Genomic DNA, 21,200 nt, shown 5'->3' on the forward strand with positions numbered 1-21,200 from the left:
AACAAATCAGGTCGCCCGCGCGGGCCGTTTCTATCCACTCATTTGTTCCCCAAAGGAGAATGAAATCCATGAAGAAGCTTGTACTTTCCGTAATCATCTGTCTGGTGCTGGTCAGCCTTATCGGCTGTGCCGCACCGGCTGCGCCGGCTGCTCCTGAGCCGACGGCCACCAAAGCGAAGAAGACCTATGCCGACATGACCCTCTGCTATCCGCAGTTAGGAGCAGAAAGCGACTGGCGTACAGCTAACTCAGCTTCCATCAAAGAAACGGCCCAGCAGCTGGGGATTAAAAAGCTGGTCTTCTCCGATGCCCAGCAAAAACCCGAGAACCAGATCTCGGCTATCCGCTCCTGCATTCAACAGGGGGTAGATGTTATCGCCCTTCCCCCGGTTGTTGAGGATGGATGGGATGCCGTCCTGACCGAAGCTAAAAATGCGGGTATTCCGGTGATCATCGTTGACCGTTCCGTCAGCGCTGACCCTTCACTCTATGCTGCCCATATCGGCTCAAATATGAAACTTGAGGGTGAGCGCGCTGCCGCCGAAATGAATCGCCTTTTACCCAATGGCGGGAAGATTTTGGAAATCTCGGGTACCACGGGATCGGGTGCAGCAGTTGGCCGCGCTGAAGGCTTCCGCGCCAAATTGAATAGCAACATACAAATCATTGACACCCAGACGGGCAACTTTACCCGTGCCGAAGCTAAACCCGTCATGGAGGCCTTCCTGAACAAGTATGGCACTGATATTCAAGGCCTATTCATCCACAATGACGATATGGCCATCGGCGCCATTGAAGCTCTCAAAGCCGCAGGTGTGAAACCCGGCGATATTAAGATCGTCTCAGTCGATGGCACCCGTGGTGGTTTCCAGGCGATGATCGACGGTTGGATTCAGGCTGATGTAGAATGCAATCCCTTGCTCGGTCCACAGGTGTTCGAACTGGCACTCAAACTGATGAACGGTGAACCGGTTGAGCGCGAAATTCTCACTAATGAGACCGTGTACTACCCCGAAAATGCCGCCGAGCTTTTGCCATCACGCAAGTATTGACCCATCACTGATTTCATCCAGGGGCTGACCACTGACCCCGGGAGGGCGGTGTTTACAAAACGCCGCCTTCCCGGCAGGGTCATAGAAAGGGAAAGACCATGGACGATCCAAAAGTCATTTTGTCTGCAAAAGGAATTACCAAATCCTTCCCGGGGGTCACGGCACTGGAAGACGTGGATTTCTCGCTCCGTCGGGGTGAAATTCACGCTTTGATGGGCGAAAATGGAGCGGGAAAATCTACACTCATTAAGATTATCACCGGTGTGGAACATGCCGACCGAGGCACCCTGGAATATGACGGACGTCAAATCGAAGTTCACTCTCCCCTGCATGCTCAGCAGATCGGCATCTCCACAGTGTATCAGGAAGTGAATCTGTGCACCAACATTTCAGTGGCCGAAAACATTATGCTGGGGCGGGAACCCCAAACATGGTTTGGAGCCATTCACTGGCGAAAAATGAATCGACTCGCTGCAGATGCTCTCCATCGTCTGGGCATTGATATTGATGTTACCAGGCCATTGGGCAGTTATTCAGTGGCTATTCAGCAGATGGTTGCCATTGCCCGTTCCCTCGAGATTTCCTCCGCTCAGGTTTTGATTCTCGATGAGCCCACTTCCAGCCTGGACGTTCACGAAACCCGACAACTCTTTGATGTCATGCTGCGCTTGAAAGAACAGGGCATTGGCATCATTTTCATCACCCACTTTTTAGATCAAGTCTATCAGGTGGCCGATCGCATTACCGTCTTGCGTAACGGACGCCTGGTGGGCACCTACCCTACCGAAATGCTCCCACGCATTCAGCTAATCGCCAGTATGCTGGGGCGTTCCTCCACCGATCTGGAAGAAGTTTCCAGGGTTAAATTTCATCGTGAAACTACTCCCCAAAACGGAAAGCTCCTCGAGCTTCATGGCCTGGGCCGAAAAGGCTCTCTGGAGCCCATTGACCTGGAATTGAGAAGCAGTGAAGTGGTGGGCATTGCCGGGTTGTTAGGCTCAGGGCGTACCGAGATGGCTAATCTGATCTTTGGCATCGATTCCCCAGACCTCGGGTTCATGACCATCGAGGAAAAAAAAGTCACCCGCTTTTCACCACTGGAATCGATTAATGCAGGCGTCGGCCTGTGCCCTGAAAACCGTAAGGAGGAAGGGATTGTAGGTGATATGACTCTTCGAGAAAATATCATCCTGGCGCTCCAGGCCCGGTTGGGATGGTTTAAACACCTCAGCCATGCTCGTCAGGATGAAATTGCTTCTCATTTCATTCAGGTGCTGGGTATCGTCACACCCTCAGCTGACCAGCTGGTGAAAAACCTGAGTGGTGGAAATCAACAGAAAGTGATCCTGGCGCGCTGGCTCGCTACCAATCCTCAGGTCTTGATTTTAGATGAACCCACCCGCGGAATCGATGTGGGTGCCAAAGCTGAGATTCAGCGTCTGGTACTGGAACTGGCTGAGGAAGGGAAATCCTGTATCTTCATTTCCTCTGAACTTGAAGAGGTGATGCGCTGCAGCCACCGCATCGTCGTCCTGCGCGATCGCAAGAAAGCTGCTGAGTTCCCCGGCAATGTGGACGATGAAACGATTATGAAAACCATGGCAGGCAACCTATGAAAAAGTCTCCTTTTTTTAAACAGATTCGAGAAAGTCGCCTGTTCTGGCCCGTTGTTGCGCTGGGGCTGATCTTTTTATTCGATGCCATCTACGCACCCGATTTCTTCAAAATAGGCGTTCTGGACGGTCATCTTTATGGGAACCTGATCGTTGTGCTGAACGATGGTGCACCCCTGGCGCTGGTGGCCATGGGTATGACACTGGTCATCGCCACGGGTGGGGTTGATCTCTCAGTTGGAGCGGTGATCGCCATATCAGCTGCTATGGGCGCGGTGTTGATTAACCCGGCATTGGGGAACCAGTTGATCACCAATGACATTCTGACCGCCAATAAAACCAACACTCCCCTGGGTATCATTATTCTGGCTGATCTGGCCGCCGGTACCCTGTGCGGGTTATGGAACGGCTTCCTGGTATCACGTGCCAGAATTCAACCTATGGTAGCCACATTGATTCTGATGGTTGCCGGACGCGGAATCGCCCAGCTGATTACCAACGGGCAGATTATGACCATTTACTACACTCCATACTTCTGGTTCGGCAACGGGTTCATCCTTGGCCTGCCGGTTTCGGTTTACATTGTAGGGGTGGTACTTCTGCTGGCTACATTACTGGTACGTAAAACGTCTATCGGAATGTTCATCGAAGCGGTCGGGCTGAACCCAAAATCTACCTTTTACAGTGGCATTAACGAGAAAAATATAAAGCTCTTCGCCTATACCTTCTGCGGCTTCTGTGGCGCAATCGCCGGACTTATCCTCAGCTCGTATGTCAAGAGCGCAGACGCCAATAACATCGGTCTTTCATATGAGCTGGATGCCATTCTGGCGGTGGCTATTGGAGGCACCTCCATGCAAGGAGGGAGGTTCTCACTTTCGGCAAGCGTTGTGGGGGCCCTCGTCATCTGGGCTTTCACTCTGACGATGTATACCGTGGGCGTACCTGCAGATGCACTGAAAGCCGCCAAAGCTCTGCTGGTGCTGGTGGTCATCCTGATGTATTCCAACCAGGCGCGCACCTTGCTGACTCGCTTAGCTGAACGGAAAGGAGCTCAACATGGCATCGCAGACTGATGTGTTTTCTCCTACCAGAGCAGAACACCTCTGGCTTCGAGTCCGACCGTTCCTGTTGAATAATGGCCCTCTGCTGATCACCATCCTGGTTTTTATTCTGGGGTATACCCTTGCCGGGCTGGTCTACCCTAATATGCAAAAGCCTCAGGTCTTTTTCAACCTGTTTATCAACAATGCCAGCCTGTTGATCATATCCATTGGAATGACCTTTGTGGTTTTGCTCAAGGGCATCGACCTTTCGGTGGCTTCGGTTCTTGCTCTTACCACCATCGCATCAGCTGTTCTTCTCAAAAATGGGATGAGTCCCGCCCTGGTAATCCCGCTGATGCTGCTCATGGGCATCACCTTTGGTTTTGTGATGGGCAGCATCCATCATTACCTCAAGGTAGAATCCTTCATCGTCACCCTGATGGGCAGTTTTTTTGCTCGCGGGATGGGCGCTATCATCAGCAATCTCTCGGTAACGATTAATGACCCATTTTACCGCGCCCTTGCCCTCACCCAGATTCCCATCCCATTGATTCCTAAAGCTTATGTATACCCCTATTCAATTGTTGCTATTGTGCTTTTGCTGGTAGCCATTTACCTGGCATTTTTCACTCGTTTTGGCCGCACTGTTTACGCCATTGGTAACAACGAGCAATCAGCTATGTTGATGGGATTGCCGGTAGCACGCACCAAGATCATCGTTTATTCCTTCAGTGGGTTCTGCTCGGCCCTCGCCGGGATCGTCTTCAGCATTTCGCTGAGTTCAGGCTACGGTTATTACGCCCCAGCTATGGAGATGGATGCTATTGCCTCGGTGGTGATGGGTGGAACCCTGCTTACCGGCGGTGTAGGTAACGTCATCGGCACCCTTTTTGGTGTTCTTATTAACGGAACAATTATCAGCATTCTTCAATTTAATGGCACACTCAGTTCATGGTGGACCAAAATCGCCGTAGGTGTTCTGACACTTGCGTTCATCGGTATCCAGAGCACCTTCTACAGTCGCAGAAAACGGGTCGGGTAAATAAGGCTCCTACCACTTGCGGTTACTCACCCGGCGTCTTTCTGGGAGCATAAGAATGCGCCAGGTTCTGAAAACTCACGACGCGTCTGACCGGTGAGTAAATTCAACCTCCGTTCTCCATTTTTATAGATTTCACTCTCCCCTCTCTCTAACCCAAGAGAATGAGAGGGCTTTTAAACTCTGCGTATCTTTTTGGTTCATAAAGAGACTATACAAGCATCAAGACAATATTTACCTTTAAAGGAGTTATATTCTCAATGTTTTCAAAACCTTTACGTATTTTTATGTTCCTCACTTCAGCCATTCTGGTACTGACTTTTACTGCTGGAGTAACCCATGCAGCTGGCCAGTTCCTGGCGCAAAACGTGCTTGCAAATACCCGCCAGGTCGCCACCTCGGCGGCCAGTCCAACTGTTGAATCCAGCCCAACAACTGTGCTTTCCACTACTCCAACTCCCAACCTCACGCCCGACTCCACCCGCCAGAATCCCTCTAAAATAGAGTTCAGCGGGGTACTAACCACTATCGATCAGGATTGGTGGACAATCGGAGATTATGTGGTACGGGTCACCGCAGCTACCGAAATTGAAGGCCAACCAGCAGTGGGCAATACACTTTGGGTAGAGGCTTTCCTCCAGCCTGATGGTTCTTACATCGCGCATGAAATTTCAACTCACTCCAGTAAGATGGAAGATGATGATTCTCACGAGGGACTTACCCTGACAAAAACACCCGAGATCAACGACTCGTCCAATGACCAGGACAGGCACTCAGGTGGCCAGGACATGCATGATGATGACTATAAAGTCAGTAATCATTCCCGTGGGAGTGAATCGGGGACTGTTGAAGACGATCATGATCATCACGACAAAGGCGGTTCTCACGAGCATAGCGGAGACGATTAACATTATCTGCAAATGAGGAGAAAGATGTCTCCCTCCCAGGAAAGTAAGCCGGGAGGGAGCTTTTTTATTCAAGATAACAATTCAGGTCACTCTTTGGGCTCACCAAAACGGTATAATCAAAGAGACATGCTCTCCCCCCTCCTGATTTCCACCAAGCTCGTTCAGCCCATAACTACCGGGGTAATTCCCCGTCCACGCCTGTATGGATTGCTCGACACAGGAGTTGCCCAGCCCCTTACATTGATCTCCGCCCCGCCCGGCTTTGGGAAAACCATGCTGGTGGCGGACTGGTCGTATGCACACAGACAAAAGGATATTGCCTGGCTCTCACTCGATGAAAGCGATAATCAATTGTTTGGTTTCTGGCGCTATTTCATTTCAGCTTTGCGCAGACTCCATCCTGAACTTGGAAATATCGCATTGGAATTACTATCGGTTCCATCTCCACCTGCTATCGAGCAGGTGGTCGCCACGCTGATTAATGACCTGGTCGAGTTTTCTAAAGAGCTTATCCTGGTGTTGGATGATTACCATCAAATTCAGTCTCTCGAGATTCATAACAGCCTGGCTTTCTGGCTCGATCATCAACCGCAGAATTTTCATCTTATCATACTCACTCGCGAGGATCCACCCCTTGGGCTGGCCCGCCGACGTGCAAACCGGCAAATGGTCGAGATCCGCGCCACGGACCTGCGCTTCACTTTAGAAGAATGCGAGGCCTTTCTTTACCATGTGATGGGTCTGCAACTGACTCCTCAACAGGTAAGCTTGCTGGAGCAGGCCACTGAAGGCTGGATTGTAGGTATTCAGATGGCAGCTCTCTCATTGCAAAAGTCCGACGCTCATGCCTTCTTTGAAGCTTTTTCGGGTCGCGATCGTTACATTGCCGATTACCTGATAGAAGAAGTGTTGCAGGTTCAATCCGAGAAAGTGCGTAATTTCTTACTGAAGACATCCATTCTCGATCGCATGTCTGACTCGCTATGCACTGCGCTCACCGGAGAAACGGATATCTCTCTGGCCGATCTTGAGCGTACAAACCTGTTTGTCATTGCACTGGATACAAACTGTACCTGGTACCGTTACCATCATCTCTTCGCTGACCTTTTACGTCAACGGCTGGTTGCCACCTTTCCAGCTGAGGAAATCGCTCTTCTCCGCCGCACTGCCAGCATCTGGTGCGAAAGCACAGGAGACATTCTTCAGGCCATCCGTTACGCCCAGCAAATTCCCGATGCAGAGCGGGTAACTCACTTATTGGATCGGCACGTGGTGCTCTTTTTCTATCAGAATGAACTGCCTCAGTTAGTAACATTGGCGCGCACCCTGCCTCAAGAGATACGCACACACTACCCACACCTCTGCATGGCTATAGCCTGGGCTGTAGTAGCGCTTTATCAGAACCCACAGGAATGGCTGGCTGAGATTGAGCGCTTCTTTGGACAATGTGCAGAAGCGGCTCTAAGCGACCTCTCTCTCGACCAGAATCGCCGTTCTGCCCTGCTGGAAGTGCTCATCGCACGGTTGCAGTCGTCATTGCATGATTTCACAGCCATTCCACAGGATACTCTGCGCGCCATCTATGCGCAATTTGAGCACCTGCCGGATGACCAGGTATGCCTGTTTAACACCGTTGGTAACCTGCGGCCAGTTTTGATTTACAACCTGGGGCTGGCCGAGGAGGCCAACGGCAATTTGGCTCAGGCTGTGAAGCACTTTCGAGAAACCGTATCACTCTCTCGGCGGCTACAAAACTTTCACTTGCTTCATTTTGCCCTCGGGCACCTGGGCAACCTGGAAATAACACAGTCACACCTACAGGCAGCGCGGCGTACCTTTGAAGAAGCACTCTCTGAACTGCAAGCCGGAAGTGTGTCTCCGTATGTTTGTGTGACACAGGTCGGCCTGGGTGACCTGCACTACGAATGGGGCAACTTAACGGAAGCTGAACAGTACTACCGGGAAGCGGTCCACGTTGCACGGCTGTGGAACCACTGGGATTCGATGGTGCCGGCACTCTGTGGGTTGGCGCGCATCCGGCACAGGCAGGGAGATACCCGGGCGGCCCTGGACCTGTTAAGTGAGCTTGAGAGTGTCCCGTTTGCCAGTATGCGCCTGAGTATTGAAGCCTTGCGTGTGCTCTGGCAGGCTCAGCGCGGTGAGTGCCATCCGGCAGAAGCCTGGCTGACGACGAATCTACCCACGCTAAAGGCTCAAGTTTCCCTCACGGCAGAAGCAACCATGCTCGATGCTGCCCGGCTTATGCTTTGTATCGGCCAGGTGGAAACAGGTACCCAGCTCGCTCAGCAATTGGCCGAGACTTCTTTCTCTAGAGGGCACATTCGGATAACCATCCAGGCCCGGGTGGTACAGGCACGTGGGCTGTCATTGCAGGGATTGGAGCCCGAAGCACTTTCCACACTCAGCGAGGCGTTAAAACTGGCTGAGCCAGAGCATTACTTAAGCAGTTTCCTGGACGAAGGTGAACCTCTGAGTGCCTTACTGGCAAAATTGAACACAAATCCGTATGCTTTGCAGTTACTTGTCGTGATGAGAAATCCTATGGAACACCCATATAAACGAGAGACAGGTGGTTTACTTACTGAACGTGAAATTGATGTTCTTCACCTGGTCTCAGAAGGGCTTACAAACCAGCAAATTGCAAGTCACCTGGTGATTTCTCTCCCAACCGTTAAAACCCATATCAGCAATATTTATAATAAACTCGGCGTCGAAAACCGTACTCAGGCAATTAAGCGTGCCCAGGACCTGGGATTAATCCCCCGCAGTTAATATTCCAGCAGACAATCCTTCTTTCTAACCATACTTTTTCCCGATGTTTCCCTCAGCGGGGCGGCATATACTACAAGGCATGGATGATGATCCCCATACCCCCCCACTTGCTGAATTTCCTGTGCGCTACTGCCTGCGTATGCAGGGACATATCACCTTTGATTGGTCCGACTGGCTACCCGATGCCGAGGTGCGCTTCGAGGGTGAAGGGGTACACAGCTCAACCACCGTCATTGGTACGGTTCGTGATCAAGCCGCACTCTCGGGTCTATTGAGTTTTATTCGCAACATGGGCATCTGGCTGGTGTCCATACAAATGGAGTAAAAACACCTCTTTCCTGGTTCAAAGGACTGGCCAGATGGAATTTATATGCCGATATGTTCAGCGGTAAAGGATAAGTAACAATGTATGCCATACAGGTCGCTAACCTCAAGAAAAATTATGGGAGTTTCTCCGCCCTCAAGGGCATCAGTTTCGTCGTAGAGCAGGGCGAGATACTCAGCCTGCTTGGACCAAATGGCGCAGGAAAATCCACTACCATCTCGATTCTTTGTGGATTAATCCAACCAACAAGCGGTGAGGTTACCATTTTGGGGCATTCAGTACAGAATGAACCCATGGAGACCAGGGCTGCCCTGGGAGTTGTGCCGCAGGAAATCGCGCTCTACCCAGACCTTTCGGCCCGTGAAAACCTGAATTTCTGGGCGGCCATGTATGGGCTGAGAGGCGCTACACGTAAACAACGTGTAGATGAGACGTTAGAGATCATTGGTCTGACTGACCGCCAGAAAGATAAAGTGAGCAAGTTCTCGGGTGGCATGAAACGGCGTGTCAACCTCGGTGTGGCTTTGCTTCACCGGCCTCCTGTGGTAATCATGGATGAGCCTACGGTAGGGATCGATCCTCAGTCTCGTCGATACATCCTGGAAAATATTAAACAATTGAACAAACAGGGTATGACCGTGCTCTATACTACCCACTATATGGAAGAGGCAGAGGAACTGTCAGACCACATCGCGATTATCGACAACGGTATGCTGATCGCTTATGGTACACACCGCGAATTGATCCGTCTGGTAGGCGAGCAAACCCGCATTGATCTGACAGTCACACTTGAACCCGAAAAGGTCATCCCGGCCTGGAAGCAAGTGGAAGGTATCTCGCAGATTGACCGAACAGATGGGCGAATCTCAGTGCTGGCTACAGACAGCAACCGGGTTCTGCCCTATTTGTTCGAAGCCACTGCCCGGTTGGGAGGGCGCATCACTTCTGTAGACATCCTCGAACCCAACCTTGAAGCCGTGTTTTTACATCTGACCGGCAAAGCATTGAGGGATTAACCCCTATGATCATCATCCTTGCGATTGCAGTAAAAGATCTCCTGCGTTCACTACGCAATACTTTTTTTCTGGGCATGGCAGTGGTTGCTCCACTCTTGCTCACCGGCCTGATGTATTTTGCCTTCAGTGGCATGACCAGAGAGAAGGGAGAAATGCCCTCGCTGAAGGTGGGAGTAGTGAACCAGGATAGCCTTCCCCCGGATTCACCTCTTCAGGAACCTTTAGGAAATATTATTCACTCAGTTTTCTTCGATGAAAGCTTGCGCTCGTGGATCAGTGCATCAGATTATTCCAGTGACTCCTCTGCTCGCCAGGCCGTTGACCGCCGCGAAGTTGGTGTAGCGGTGATTATACCGCCCGACTTCAGTGCCGGCTTCCTCGCAGGTGATCCTCAGGCCGTAGTAACTCTTGTGCAAGACCCCACTCTCAGCCTCACTCCACAGGTGGTACACAGTATCCTCGTCTCGCTGCTGGATGGGTTCTCAGGAGGAAGAATTGCCTATCAAACTTTTATCGATCGGCGTACAGCACTGGGGCTTACGTTCGAGCCCACCCGGATAATATCCCTTCTGAACGATTATCAGGCCTGGTACATTGCTTTCGAGCGGGACTTGTTCCATAGCCCCGAGCAGGCAGCTCTACGCCTTCAGACACAGAACTCTGATGCTTCACAACAGTCAGGCAACCTGGCCGGATTGATGAAGTTTGTTATGGCAGGACAAATGATCTTTTTTGCCTTCTTCACCGGCGGTTATGCTATGATGTCTATTTTACAAGAGCAGGAAGAGGGCACATTGGCACGTCTGTTCAGCATGCCGCTTCGCCGAATCACTATTCTGACAGGTAAGTTTCTCGCTGTCGTGCTGATAGTAACCCTGCAGGGCCTTATTCTGATGGTAGCTTCTCATTATGCATTTCAGATTGACTGGGGTACACCAATAAGCGCTTTGCTGGCCCTGAGCGGACAGGTGGTGGCATCCACAGGGCTGGGAGTGATGCTCATTTCATTTATTCGTTCTACTCGTCAGGGCGGGGCAGTACTGGGCGGGGTACTGGCCACCCTGGGCATGCTGGGAGGGTTGTTCACAGTGGCTGTGCCATCTGCAGCGAAGCTCTTCGAACAAATTTCCGTCGTTACCCCTCAGGGATGGGTGCTGGCTACATGGCGAGCGGCCCTGAACGGTGAACCTCTCAGCCGTGTATGGATACCTTTCGCAGTGTGTCTTGCCTTCGGGCTGGTTACATTTGGAATAGGTAGCGCTTCGTTTCGCCACCGCTTCACTCAGATTGCGAGGTAAGTATGATGCGTCTTTTCACCATCGTACTCAAAGACCTGAAACAAATCTATCAAGACAAGCGAACTCTCATCTTTCTGCTCCTCATGCCAGTCGCCTTCACTCTTTTTATGGGATTTGCTTATGGCAGCAACCAGGGTGATGAGAACACTACTCCCCGTCTGGCACTTGCATGGGTGAACCTGGATGTGGATGTAAACTGGCAACCGCTTGAGGTATTAAAAATCAAACTGTCAGCCACAAACCCGCTGCAGCTGGAAGACATGAACGAGACCACCGCCCTTAATGCCCTGCATATGGGTAAGGTAGAGGGAGTGCTGGTCATTCCAAAAGGTTTCAGCCAGAGCGTCAATGGCGGAGATCCACTTCCTCTCACTCTCATCACCGCTCCGTCCTCGAGTAATGGCACATGGCTTTACCAGATCATCCGTCAGCCGGTGATACAGTGGATGAGCAGCCTGAGAATTGCTGAGCTGGATATGCGTGATTTTCAAGGGAATGAATCTGCCGTTGAGTTTGAGAAGGCTTTTCAAGCAGCATGGGAACGCTGGGAGCAAACTGACAATACCGCACGCATACAGACCGAATTCGCCACAACTGCAACCGGGGAAACCACCGACCCTTTCGGCGGCAACCCTTACAACCAGGCCTCTCCTGGCATCTTGCTGATGTTTGCCATGTTTGGCCTGATGAACTCGGCCCAGGTGCTGCTAAACGAGCGTAAGAATGGTACCCTGGCACGTATGCTCACCATCTCTGTTAGGCCGCCGGTGGCCATCGCTGGGCACTTTTTGGCCATGTTCACCCTTACCTTATCGCAGCAAGTTCTGCTTGTAAGTTTTGGGCAAATATTACTTGGGGTCAATTACCTGCGCGCGCCTCTGGGGGTTATTGCAGTGATGGTGGCGCTTTCGATGGCAACCGCCGGGCTGGGTTTACTGATCGGCACCATCGCCAGAGAGGAACAACAGGCCACACTCTACTCATTAATTGTGATGTTCATCTTTTCAGGACTGGGTGGTGCCTGGTTCCCTCTGGAAGTAGCCGGTAAAACCTTTGCCGCTATTGGCCAGTGGACTCCCACCGCCTGGGCGATGACCGGCTTTCAGAACATTCTGATTCGCGGGCAGGGGCCTTCATCGACGATCCTGCCCTGCGGTATCCTGCTGGGTTATGCAGTTGTATTTTGCATACTGGCAGTCTGGCGCCTGCGCAGGAGTATGGAGTAAGAGAAAATTCGCTTGCACTTATGCGTTTTCCAGCAAAGAATATCCTCTTCCTGGGTATTTTGAGCACCCTGATGATCTCCTTTGCAGTAGTCATGGTACAGTACATTACCTGGTCAAAACCTGGCTGGCTGGATATGGCCGCAGGGAAGGCAATCAGACTGCTTTTCTACTTTCCCTCTCCAGGGGCTGCAGAGAAGTTGATCATCCGGTCTTCCGGGTAGTAGGCATGGAAGAACAGGGAGCGAGAAGGGACAAACCCTTCCTGCTCCACCCAGACCGTGACCATCATACGTACCGGCAGTCGGACAAACCCCTCGTAATATCCGTTGAAATCAGTGGGGCCAATACGTTGGAGGGCATCGGAATTGCCCATCTGAACCAATATATAAAGCCCCGGCACTCCTCGGCCCTCATGGTCGATCACTCTGCCGTAAATATGATTCTGGTCATCGCGGTCTGGCGGAGTAATTGTCCCCCAGTATGAGTAGAAATCATACGTCCAGCGGGTTACTCCTGTCTCTGCCTTCCACTCATAATATTCTGGTTCAAACCGGTCCTCAGCACCACTGGCCGACAAACGTAAAACATCACCTGCCTGCAAAGATGGCAGGTCGATGGTATACGCTCCGTCGATCATACTGCCCGCAGAGGACTGGGGTACACCATTAATACTCAGGCTTAATTTTCCCCCACCCACACCGGCCGGTTCTGAATCTGGGAATAGCCGCCAGAGGTGCCCCTCAATTCTCCCGTAAGCAGTTGCGGGAGGTGTCCTGGCCGGGAATGAGGGAGTAGGGGTGGACACCGGAACGGCTGTTGGGCTAGAAAAAGGTGTAGGCTTTTCACTGGCAGGCACAGGCGTGCTCGTAGTAGTAGAGGTAGGCATAACTACAGGCGATGATTGGACCACCGGAGCTTCACTTCCGTAGAACACCACATGGTGCGAACGGGCAGACTCTGGAACAACCCACGTGGTTTGACGCGGAATGAAAACATAATTATGCTTCGCTGCCCAGAATACTACTTCCTGTCCGACAGGTACATCCACCTGGCGTGAGATGCCCCCAAGCCGGTTGGTGGTGCCAAGTAAAACGGCAGGCCTTATGCCTACCTGGTAAAATACTTCTACCCCTTCCATGGGCAAAGGAACGAGTCCCGTTCTGAGCCACACTCGGGCCAAGAAACGCACAGTTCGCGTTTCAGGCGTAGTTTCCACTGGGGTATACACTGCGCTGAGGGTATAAGGGCGGGTAGACTTTTTACCATCGATGGAAGCAATTCTCAAGTAATATCCATTGTTGTCTTCCAACAGGCTGGACAATTGAACAACCTCTGTATTCCCGGATGAAACGGCGCTCTGGAGGTTATACCCACTGGCATTTAACAGCGATATGCGAACTCGAACCCCCGAAGGCAGGTTGCTCACTATAAAAGTCACCGAGCCATGATCTTTCGTCCGCGGGGCAACCAGCCTGTAATAATCTGCATTACCCCGAATACCATCCCACAGATACCCCTGCACCGGCCCCTGAGAAACCTCCCAAAAAGTGGCCTGTGAACGCTCATCGTTGGGTTCGGAGGGGTCTGGAATTTCTTCCGTTACCATCAGGCGGTAGCGGTTGAGTGCGTCAAAGGCGCTTCCGCTGGAAGAGACCTTGAGAAAGAATTCTTCTCCTGCCGAAGCATCAAAAGTAAGATTGACTTGTTCGCCTTTTGCCCTCGCATTGGTCGATACCATCACTGTTCCATCAGGGCTCAACAAGACCAGGGATAATTTCTGGGTCTGGCCTTCATCGATTGCGCTAATGGTATAAATGGCCGACCGGGTAAAACGTATTCGTAAAAAATCCTGGTCAAACCATGTTCGGGAAATATACCCCGTATACTCTGCAGCCAGGTCCCAATTCGTTGCCTGGGCACGCGTGTTATTAGGTTCATCCGGGTCAGGGATGAACTCTATCAGTTCGATCTGATAAGCCTGGGGTGGAAGGGTAGCGCTCAGATCCATAGCATTCGCCGAGAGATAATATTGTTCCCCTGCAAGAGCTGAAACCCGCATCACTACCCTGTCTCCCTTATCCTGGGCTCTTGCTGTGTAAAGCAAAGAACCTTCTGGAGCATGATATAGCCGAAGGACCGGTTTCAATTCTGCTCCGAGGGGTGTTAGAGCGAAGACATAGCTTCCTGATTGCGAGAAACTCACCTGGATAAAATCCACGTCCTGCCGGGTCAACCGACCTGTAAATGGACTCCGAGCATCCCAGGAATTAGCAGTTTGTCGACGGTTATTCTCTTCCACCTCGCTGAATTGAGTCACTTCTAGAGACGGAAGAGGCGTGCTTTGAGGAGAAGGGGATGCCCCTACTGTTAATACCGGGGTGGCAGTGCGCAGAGCCCATTGAATTTCCAGCCGAAAGGCGTTTCCCGGCGCGCCAATCACACCTACATAATACTCCCCCGTCATCGGATTGCCGTAGGGGCAAACATCTGCAAAGAACGAGTCCGACTGCATCCAGCAATCGTAATCCTCGTTGATAGTCGGATAATCGGGTACAGGAATTTCACCATACCGCACAAAGGAGTTCAGGTGCTGGCCCGTAAGCAGTAAAACACGGAAGGTTAGGTTCTTCACACCAGTCGGCACGAAAACGCGGAACATGCTCCCTGGTGATGCTTCTGGGATAACCTCATCATAAATTCCAGCTCCCGGCAAATCGATGACTGGCAAGTCACCAACCCGGATAGCTTCTCCGGACTCTTCACCACCATTTCCGCCCGTGCTCTGTCCCCCGGGTGAGGCAGATGCGTCATAGGCATAGGTTACTCGATTATCGTTGACATTCTTGTCATGCTCAATCTCTGCCACCACCTCCACCCGGTACGTCCCTGACAGCATTTTCTCCGCCGGTCCCTGGAGTGCAAAGACATATGTATCCACTTCGGTACGGTCACCGGTAATCCAGCAGGTCGAAAACAGGGTATTGCATTCATGATTGGTGATGGTCACTGCCCCCTGGCGCGCATCCCACGCCACCACTTCCTGAGTATGAGTGTCTTTTGATGTATTATGTGTCTTAATCCATGCCAGCCCGGCAAAATCTCCTTGCCTGATAGTAAGACTATCTCCATCTCCAAGCAAACGGACGTAGCCATCCTGGCTGAACGAACCCTCAGCATCATTAAGGCTGACTACCTGACCGGTCAGATCATAAAGCGCACCGTTCATAAATTCAATCGAAGCTGTAACCTCATCGGGAATGAGAAAGGCACTTAAAATAGAACAACGCCGGTCATCGATGCCAAACGAGCTGACACAGTCGTTATATCCGCTTCTCCCAATCCAGTTCGGGAAGCTGAGGCTGGCCATCTCCTGGCGGTGAATAAGCAGAGGGGTACCATCCTCAAGCTGCAGATAAGCATCAAGGCGATACTTGCGGCTATATGCATTTACCGAGAGCTCCGGTAGGGCGTCCAGGTTCGTATGGTTATCCACCTTAACTTCTGCATGCCCCTGCCCACCTGATAGCAGGCTGAGTTTGATGTTCGGGGCATATTTCGCATCGGGAATAAAATATTCCCGACACGCTCGATCGCAAACGTCGGCCTGCCCCATCACTCCTTGCCAACACTGCAAGGTTGGCGCCCCGGGAGCACCAACAATTTCTCCAATCACATCCATCAGAAACGAGAACCGGCTCCCCCAGCTGGCATCACAGCTGGTTAATTTATAGTAGGTATCGTACCACCGATGGTAGACCTCTTTCGCTACAGAATCTCCCATTTCTGAATGGAGAAAGTAGACATCTACCACACAGTTTCCCACACATGCCGAATGCGTTACCCTCGCCTGAGATCCAGCCCCGGCATCTATCTGATGGGTCATGAAAAAGAAAGTAACACCCACCCCCAGAAAAAGAAGAAGATATACTATCTTCTTACCCACGGTGCCCCCTCCCCTGCTTATTACAACAAATGGCCCTTCTACCTCATTTAACGGGCAGCCCTTAACTAAAATTCCCGGGCCAGCCCCGGTTTCTTAATGTACAGCACCCCAAACCACTCCTTTCTCCCGGGTATCTTTTCCATTTTCCCTACCAATCCAGCCATTCATCCTGCCCTTCTGCATGGCTGATGTTCCTCAGGTTCTGGCCATCGGCCCCCAGGACATATATCTCTGTGCCGACGCGGGTTACTTCGGGGCCAGTGCCATAAAAAGCAAGCTGTGTACCATCCGGCGAAACCCGCAGAGAATGATCGATGAACAATGTGCCCATAAGATGCGAGATCTGCCTTCGCCCACTTCCATCGCGGTTAACCACCCAGATTTCCACCTGCCCTGTTTCATTGGAAAGGAAGTAAATTTTGCTTCCATCCGGAGACCAGGCAGGCTCGTGCCCGCCCGGGGCAATCTCGCGTAAACCACTTCCATCCGGATGAATGACATAAATCCCCGTGCCCTGACCCTTTCCCGGGTTAAAAGTGAATGCGATCTCTTCACCATCTGGAGACCACTGCTGCCATTGCACATATCCCCCATCTGCCCTCGCCAAAGAGCTTTTATCTGTTAACTGGTGCTGGTTCGTACCATCGGCATTCATGACATATAGATTCCGCGAGCCATCCTGGTCTGAAATAAAGGAGATCTGCCTGCCATCGGGCGACCAGTCAGGGAATATTTCCCTTGCGGGGCTTGTTGTCAGGCGGCGGATGCCGCTCCCATCAGCGAACATGAGAAAGATATCTTCATGACCTTCCTCTGTAAACCTTACATAGGCAACCTGGCACCGTTCTGGCGACCATGCCGGCATGGTGTCAGTTCGAGCAAGCTCATCCGAAAGGCGAACCCGATTTCCGCCATCTGCATTCATGCGGTAAATGCCATAACGAACAGAGTCGTGGTCTCCCGGGTCATAGGAAAAAACGATACTCCCCAGGTTATCAGGGCAATGCTCTACCAGTGCAGGTTCATCTCGTTCAGGGGTAAGCGACGGTTCGGATAAAGGTAAAGAGACCACAGCTTCTGGTGTGGGGATTGGCTCTGGTGTGGTCAGATCTCTGGCAGGTTGCGCAGGGGATGTTACCAGAGCGGATGGGGTGATAACGGAAGGAGAAAAAAGCCCGCACGCCAGCGTGGTAACTACCAGCCAACCTGCCAGAACCGAAAATAGAAGCCGCAGCCTGCGCATGGATCCCCTCCAGTTTTCTGCGGATTTCGATGTATTCAGTATAAAAAGCAAATCGACGTTTTTCAATCAAAGAGTGTAATATTTTCGTTGCAATTTTCAGGTGTTTTTACTCCACTCCCGCACTACAGAGTTAGATAAAAAAGCTCCTGTGACCCCACTGCCAGATTTCCCCTCGTCGCCAAAAGAACGGCTTCTCAAGCGGTGCGAGTTTTCTCCATACCGTAAGGGGGTGGTTCAAACCTGCCCGGCGGCAGGAGCAGATGGATAATGCCGGGCAATCCAGAGCGTGCCCCACAACCCGACAATACCGAAAAGGGCAATTACAACCTCGATCGTCCAGATTCTGGCAGCAGTGCCTATACCCCAGAAGGCAGTAAACCCAGCCGGGGTATCCAGCAGAGTCTTATAAAGAATGGCCAGCCAGCCCCATCGGGCTTCACGCCGGGCAATGGCAAAGAAGATCAGCGCACAGGAAAAAATATGAGCCAGGATAACTGACAGGCGCTCAACCACCGGAGCCAACCCCATGACCAGGGTGGCCTGCCCGGCAAGGCTTCCCAGGGTCGGAACGGGTAACACTTCAGGAGAAAGAAGGCCAACCAGGGCACTGCCCAACCCGGAAAGGCCAAGGGTGAGCGCTTCAATAACCCCAAAACCCATACCAAAGGTCAATGCCTGTACCCAACTGGCCCTGCCCCAGTGGCCTTTGCTTAAAATGAGCCATGATAAACCCGCCTCGAAGATACCCGTCAGTGCCCCAATATAAAGATACGCTGCCAGGTTGCCGGGTGAAAAGGGCTTTTCACTGTTAACCCCCAACGTCCTAAAGACCAGCGGATTCAGAGGGATACTTACAGTAAATTTGGCTGCTACAGTGAGCACCCAGAACATTGCACCCAGCAGAAGATAGCGCCAGTTTAGGAGCTGTCGCCACCTGGCGTAAAAGACAAAAGCCAACCCAACCAGGATCATCCCCAGCCCGGGCAAGAGAATGACCGGCCCCAGCCGGAGGGCATGCCAGCTCAGATTGTAGGTGACCGCCGTTTGCTCAGTATAAACCAATCCCAGAGTATAAGTGCCGGTTTGCCCGGTGGGTAGAACGTATTCGGTGCTCATAGAAAAATCCCCCGGCCCGATTGTCCCTGAGTTCCACACCACCTGGCCGTCGGGACGCCGTAATTCAAATCGCACCGAGCCGCTGACGACATTACCACTCACTTTTATGGTGAGAGGTACTCCTTCGATTATCAGGCCCTCGTCTACCGGGATATGAAAGGGAAATTGTTCACCGGCACGGGTCTCTTGAATCTGTCCGCCCTCCACCGAAGCCCAGCGCTCGACCAAAGGTACGCCTGAGCGTTGCACGGCGCAACCGGCCAGGAAAATAAGCAAGAACCCGAACAGCAGACAACTGAATGTGCTCCGCATCCTTTTCACATGCCATCGAAACAGGTTGTTCATAGTTTTCCTTTCCAGGGTTAAGGCCCGCAAATTCACCGGGACGCATCAAACGCGGCACTTCAGCCTTCTCCCGGTAGTGAATGGATATTCAAAACAGTCAGGCAGAGTACTGTTTTTCCCCGCGATCCGCCCGAAAAATGAAACCTTCAAGAGCCCTGGTTCATTTTCAAAAAAAATCTACTCTCTTTCTATTTGCATTTAGCCTCTGGCCACTTATTCTCTTCACTCCGGAATGCACCTGCAGGGTTATTCCAATCACCTTTCATTTCGGTTGATCCTTAATATGTTTGAGCAGGAGGATCGTCATTCCTACCCCTACCAGCGCCATTGCCGGGAAAACGATCAACTCTATCGGGCTCACTGGTACACCTACCCGTGCCATATTGAGTGCCATCAGACCCACAGCGGTACCCAAAGTCAGAAATTTCACCAATCCCACCGATGCCAGCAGGTAGCCCCAGGCACTTTGTCGCAAAAGCAGAACTCCCGAAAGCCCACAGAGGGGTACAATGACCCCCAAGTCCAACGCCTGGATGAACATGCTGGTGGTATTCTCAAGAGCAGGGACGGCTCCCGGTGTAAAAGTGGCGGCGACCCGCCCCAGCCACGCCAGCGAGAGGAAAGCCGCGGTAAAGAAGAGCAGTCCGGCAATCCAGCGGCGCGGTAATTTCTCTGAAAAATGCATCGGCAGTCTCTTCAGGTCAAAAGACATCATGCTCAGGATGAAGGCAAACAGGCTCAGGCTAAAGAGCGCAACATACACCAGGAAGAGCTGATTATAGGCCGTGCCAAAGCACATGGAGGCATAGGTATAGAGGATGAAACCCAGTGTACCTGTCAGGAGAAGCTTGCCGCGCAGAGAATTCTTTTGAGCCAGCCAGAATGAAACTGCCAGCAGGGGCAGGCCCAGGAAGAGAGTCACCGCATCGTTCGCCTGCATCTGTGCAGCAGAACTGAGCGTATCCCAGAAGTACAACCCTCGGGCGTTAATCATGACTTCCTCGCCGCGGAAGGTGGTCAACGGATAGGAAGTGCCTTTTGCGGGCCACAATCCGGCCAGTGCGGCGATGAGCGCCAGGAGAAAGATGGAGGGTATCAGCCAGAAGAGCGCTCTGTTCATAACACGTTAACTCCACTAAACACACTGCCGGCCCAGTCACGAATTTGCCCCCAATCGCGTTGATCTGACTCGACGGCCTTAACCATCCTGGCAATGAATCGGTCGAAGAAAGAAAGGCGCGAGAAGTCCATTAATCCGGCAAAGAAGGCCTCAGAGGCATCAGGCAAAAGCGCCCGGACGCTCGCTGTGTAACCGGCACGGGCAGTGCGACTGGCTTCATCTTCGCCGATGTTAAGCATATGCACGGTAAACAGTGCTATCGGCATGCCCTGCAGGGCACTCTGGTTGGTTCTGACAAAGGTGAGAGCTTCGGGAAGCCAGCTACCCATGCGGACAGCGCTTCCCAGCACCACAGCCTGATAACCCGCAAGAACGGGTCTTTCTTTTAAAGACTTCATCTCCACGCTAAAACCACGTGCAGAGAGGACCCCGCCAACCTCAGTGGCAATCTCAGCGGTAGAGCCGGCTCGGGTGGCATAAGCCACCAGAATTTTTAAAGACATAGCAGTTCCCTTCCCCAATCAGAATTTGGTGACATCGTTGTAAGACCTTTCATTATTAAGCACAAATGATATGGCACGTCAATCACAATACGCTTGCCATTTCCACATGTATAGAAGTATTGCAAATGAGTTGAGTTGCCTGGTGAGGGCAAACCTCCTGTAAGACGCTGTTGAAAATGGCAGACAGGATACTATGATCGAACAGATTCGTATCAATTGTAAGGTAAAAAGGGATAATCTGCAGATGATCTCTTACTCCAAACAGATGAGCTCTCGAAACTTTACGGGAGCGACACTGTCCTGCACAGGTGGTCGGCCAGGGCCAGGTATTTCTCGTGAATCCCCTCTCCGGTCTCTTCGTGTTCCAGGTGTTCAAAGCGCTCTCTCAAACGGGGTTGGTCGGATTCGGGAATAACTCTCTCGGCCAGTGGAAAAAGGATGTTATTTTCTTTGTAAATAACGTGAGTTCGGGTTAGGCGGGCAAGGGCAGGCAATTGTCCAAGCCCAAAGAAGGTTTTGACGGTCGGCGGCAGTAAGCGATCAAGCCGCACAGGACATTAACAAAGAAGTTGGTGATACTGCGATGGCGCGAATGCTCGATTTGGGAGATATTC

General features: G+C 51.8%; 15 protein-coding genes and 1 pseudogene. 10 read left to right on the forward strand and 6 right to left on the reverse strand.

The window, feature by feature from the left end:
* The first annotated feature begins 68 nt into the window (after window positions 1-68).
* The 10 genes from ATHL_RS06240 (at window position 69) to ATHL_RS06285 (ending at window position 12,316) form a co-directional block, all read left to right on the forward strand.
* On the forward strand, window positions 69-1,052 hold the full coding sequence (locus ATHL_RS06240) for an ABC transporter substrate-binding protein (RefSeq protein WP_062190928.1): 984 nt from the start codon (window positions 69-71) through the stop codon (window positions 1,050-1,052).
* A gap of 98 nt (window positions 1,053-1,150) precedes the next feature.
* A complete protein-coding gene (locus ATHL_RS06245; RefSeq protein ID WP_062190930.1) occupies window positions 1,151-2,668 on the forward strand; it encodes a sugar ABC transporter ATP-binding protein in 1,518 nt (505 codons plus the stop codon).
* On the forward strand, window positions 2,665-3,741 hold the full coding sequence (locus tag ATHL_RS06250; protein WP_062190933.1) for an ABC transporter permease: 1,077 nt from the start codon (window positions 2,665-2,667) through the stop codon (window positions 3,739-3,741). The genes ATHL_RS06245 and ATHL_RS06250 overlap by 4 nt, the downstream gene beginning before the upstream one ends.
* Complete coding sequence (locus tag ATHL_RS06255; RefSeq protein ID WP_084001223.1) at window positions 3,725-4,753, forward strand: ABC transporter permease subunit; 1,029 nt, start codon at window positions 3,725-3,727, stop codon at window positions 4,751-4,753. The genes ATHL_RS06250 and ATHL_RS06255 overlap by 17 nt, the downstream gene beginning before the upstream one ends.
* Window positions 4,754-5,010: 257 nt before the next feature.
* Window positions 5,011-5,658, forward strand: a complete 648-nt coding sequence (locus ATHL_RS06260; protein WP_062190936.1) for a DUF5666 domain-containing protein — start codon at window positions 5,011-5,013, stop codon at window positions 5,656-5,658.
* 126 nt (window positions 5,659-5,784) lie between these two features.
* Window positions 5,785-8,451, forward strand: a complete 2,667-nt coding sequence (locus ATHL_RS06265) for a winged helix-turn-helix domain-containing protein (RefSeq protein WP_162787618.1) — start codon at window positions 5,785-5,787, stop codon at window positions 8,449-8,451.
* Window positions 8,452-8,530: 79 nt separating this feature from the next.
* On the forward strand, window positions 8,531-8,776 hold the full coding sequence (locus ATHL_RS06270) for a hypothetical protein (protein ID WP_062190943.1): 246 nt from the start codon (window positions 8,531-8,533) through the stop codon (window positions 8,774-8,776).
* A gap of 80 nt (window positions 8,777-8,856) precedes the next feature.
* Window positions 8,857-9,792: an ABC transporter ATP-binding protein gene (locus tag ATHL_RS06275; RefSeq protein WP_062190946.1), complete on the forward strand. Its 936-nt coding sequence runs from the start codon at window positions 8,857-8,859 to the stop codon at window positions 9,790-9,792.
* 5 nt (window positions 9,793-9,797) lie between these two features.
* Window positions 9,798-11,090, forward strand: a complete 1,293-nt coding sequence (locus ATHL_RS06280) for an ABC transporter permease (RefSeq protein ID WP_062190949.1) — start codon at window positions 9,798-9,800, stop codon at window positions 11,088-11,090.
* 2 nt (window positions 11,091-11,092) lie between these two features.
* Window positions 11,093-12,316 (forward strand): ABC transporter permease, encoded by a 1,224-nt coding sequence (locus ATHL_RS06285; RefSeq protein WP_062190952.1) that lies wholly within the window; start codon window positions 11,093-11,095, stop codon window positions 12,314-12,316.
* Between the two features lie 166 nt (window positions 12,317-12,482).
* Here ATHL_RS06285 and ATHL_RS06290 read toward each other — a convergent pair whose 3' ends face one another.
* From ATHL_RS06290 to ATHL_RS19660, 6 genes and pseudogenes are all read right to left on the reverse strand, one after another.
* Window positions 12,483-16,259: a hypothetical protein gene (locus ATHL_RS06290; RefSeq protein WP_062190955.1), complete on the reverse strand. Its 3,777-nt coding sequence runs from the start codon at window positions 16,257-16,259 to the stop codon at window positions 12,483-12,485.
* Window positions 16,260-16,407: 148 nt separating this feature from the next.
* Window positions 16,408-17,502, reverse strand: a complete 1,095-nt coding sequence (locus ATHL_RS06295) for a TolB family protein (protein ID WP_062190958.1) — start codon at window positions 17,500-17,502, stop codon at window positions 16,408-16,410.
* Window positions 17,503-17,736: 234 nt separating this feature from the next.
* A complete protein-coding gene (locus tag ATHL_RS06300) occupies window positions 17,737-18,963 on the reverse strand; it encodes a YhfC family glutamic-type intramembrane protease (RefSeq protein ID WP_062190961.1) in 1,227 nt (408 codons plus the stop codon).
* Between the two features lie 262 nt (window positions 18,964-19,225).
* The gene (locus ATHL_RS06305; protein WP_062190964.1) at window positions 19,226-20,083 is read right to left on the reverse strand and encodes a hypothetical protein; all 858 of its coding nucleotides are present in this window, start codon (window positions 20,081-20,083) and stop codon (window positions 19,226-19,228) included.
* Complete coding sequence (locus tag ATHL_RS06310) at window positions 20,080-20,586, reverse strand: flavodoxin domain-containing protein (RefSeq protein WP_062190966.1); 507 nt, start codon at window positions 20,584-20,586, stop codon at window positions 20,080-20,082. Before ATHL_RS06310 ends, ATHL_RS06305 begins: the two co-directional genes overlap by 4 nt.
* A gap of 472 nt (window positions 20,587-21,058) precedes the next feature.
* Window positions 21,059-21,200 (reverse strand): annotated as a pseudogene (locus ATHL_RS19660) (IS982 family transposase); the annotation flags it as partial.

The sequence above is a fragment of the Anaerolinea thermolimosa genome (assembly GCF_001050195.2).
In the GTDB taxonomy this organism is placed as follows: domain Bacteria; phylum Chloroflexota; class Anaerolineae; order Anaerolineales; family Anaerolineaceae; genus Anaerolinea; species Anaerolinea thermolimosa.

Excerpts from the sequence above, each read along its gene's own strand:
- ATHL_RS06240 (WP_062190928.1), top strand. The coding sequence starts at position 69 with ATGAAGAAGCTTGTACTTTCCGTAATCATCTGTCTGGTGCTGGTCAGC.
- ATHL_RS06245 (WP_062190930.1), top strand. The coding sequence starts at position 1,151 with ATGGACGATCCAAAAGTCATTTTGTCTGCAAAAGGAATTACCAAATCC.
- ATHL_RS06250 (WP_062190933.1), top strand. The coding sequence starts at position 2,665 with ATGAAAAAGTCTCCTTTTTTTAAACAGATTCGAGAAAGTCGCCTGTTC.
- ATHL_RS06255 (WP_084001223.1), top strand. The coding sequence starts at position 3,725 with ATGGCATCGCAGACTGATGTGTTTTCTCCTACCAGAGCAGAACACCTC.
- ATHL_RS06260 (WP_062190936.1), top strand. The coding sequence starts at position 5,011 with ATGTTTTCAAAACCTTTACGTATTTTTATGTTCCTCACTTCAGCCATT.
- ATHL_RS06265 (WP_162787618.1), top strand. The coding sequence starts at position 5,785 with ATGCTCTCCCCCCTCCTGATTTCCACCAAGCTCGTTCAGCCCATAACT.
- ATHL_RS06270 (WP_062190943.1), top strand. The coding sequence starts at position 8,531 with ATGGATGATGATCCCCATACCCCCCCACTTGCTGAATTTCCTGTGCGC.
- ATHL_RS06275 (WP_062190946.1), top strand. The coding sequence starts at position 8,857 with ATGTATGCCATACAGGTCGCTAACCTCAAGAAAAATTATGGGAGTTTC.
- ATHL_RS06280 (WP_062190949.1), top strand. The coding sequence starts at position 9,798 with ATGATCATCATCCTTGCGATTGCAGTAAAAGATCTCCTGCGTTCACTA.
- ATHL_RS06285 (WP_062190952.1), top strand. The coding sequence starts at position 11,093 with ATGATGCGTCTTTTCACCATCGTACTCAAAGACCTGAAACAAATCTAT.
- ATHL_RS06295 (WP_062190958.1), bottom strand. The coding sequence starts at position 17,502 with ATGCGCAGGCTGCGGCTTCTATTTTCGGTTCTGGCAGGTTGGCTGGTA.
- ATHL_RS06300 (WP_062190961.1), bottom strand. The coding sequence starts at position 18,963 with ATGAACAACCTGTTTCGATGGCATGTGAAAAGGATGCGGAGCACATTC.
- ATHL_RS06305 (WP_062190964.1), bottom strand. The coding sequence starts at position 20,083 with ATGAACAGAGCGCTCTTCTGGCTGATACCCTCCATCTTTCTCCTGGCG.
- ATHL_RS06310 (WP_062190966.1), bottom strand. The coding sequence starts at position 20,586 with ATGTCTTTAAAAATTCTGGTGGCTTATGCCACCCGAGCCGGCTCTACC.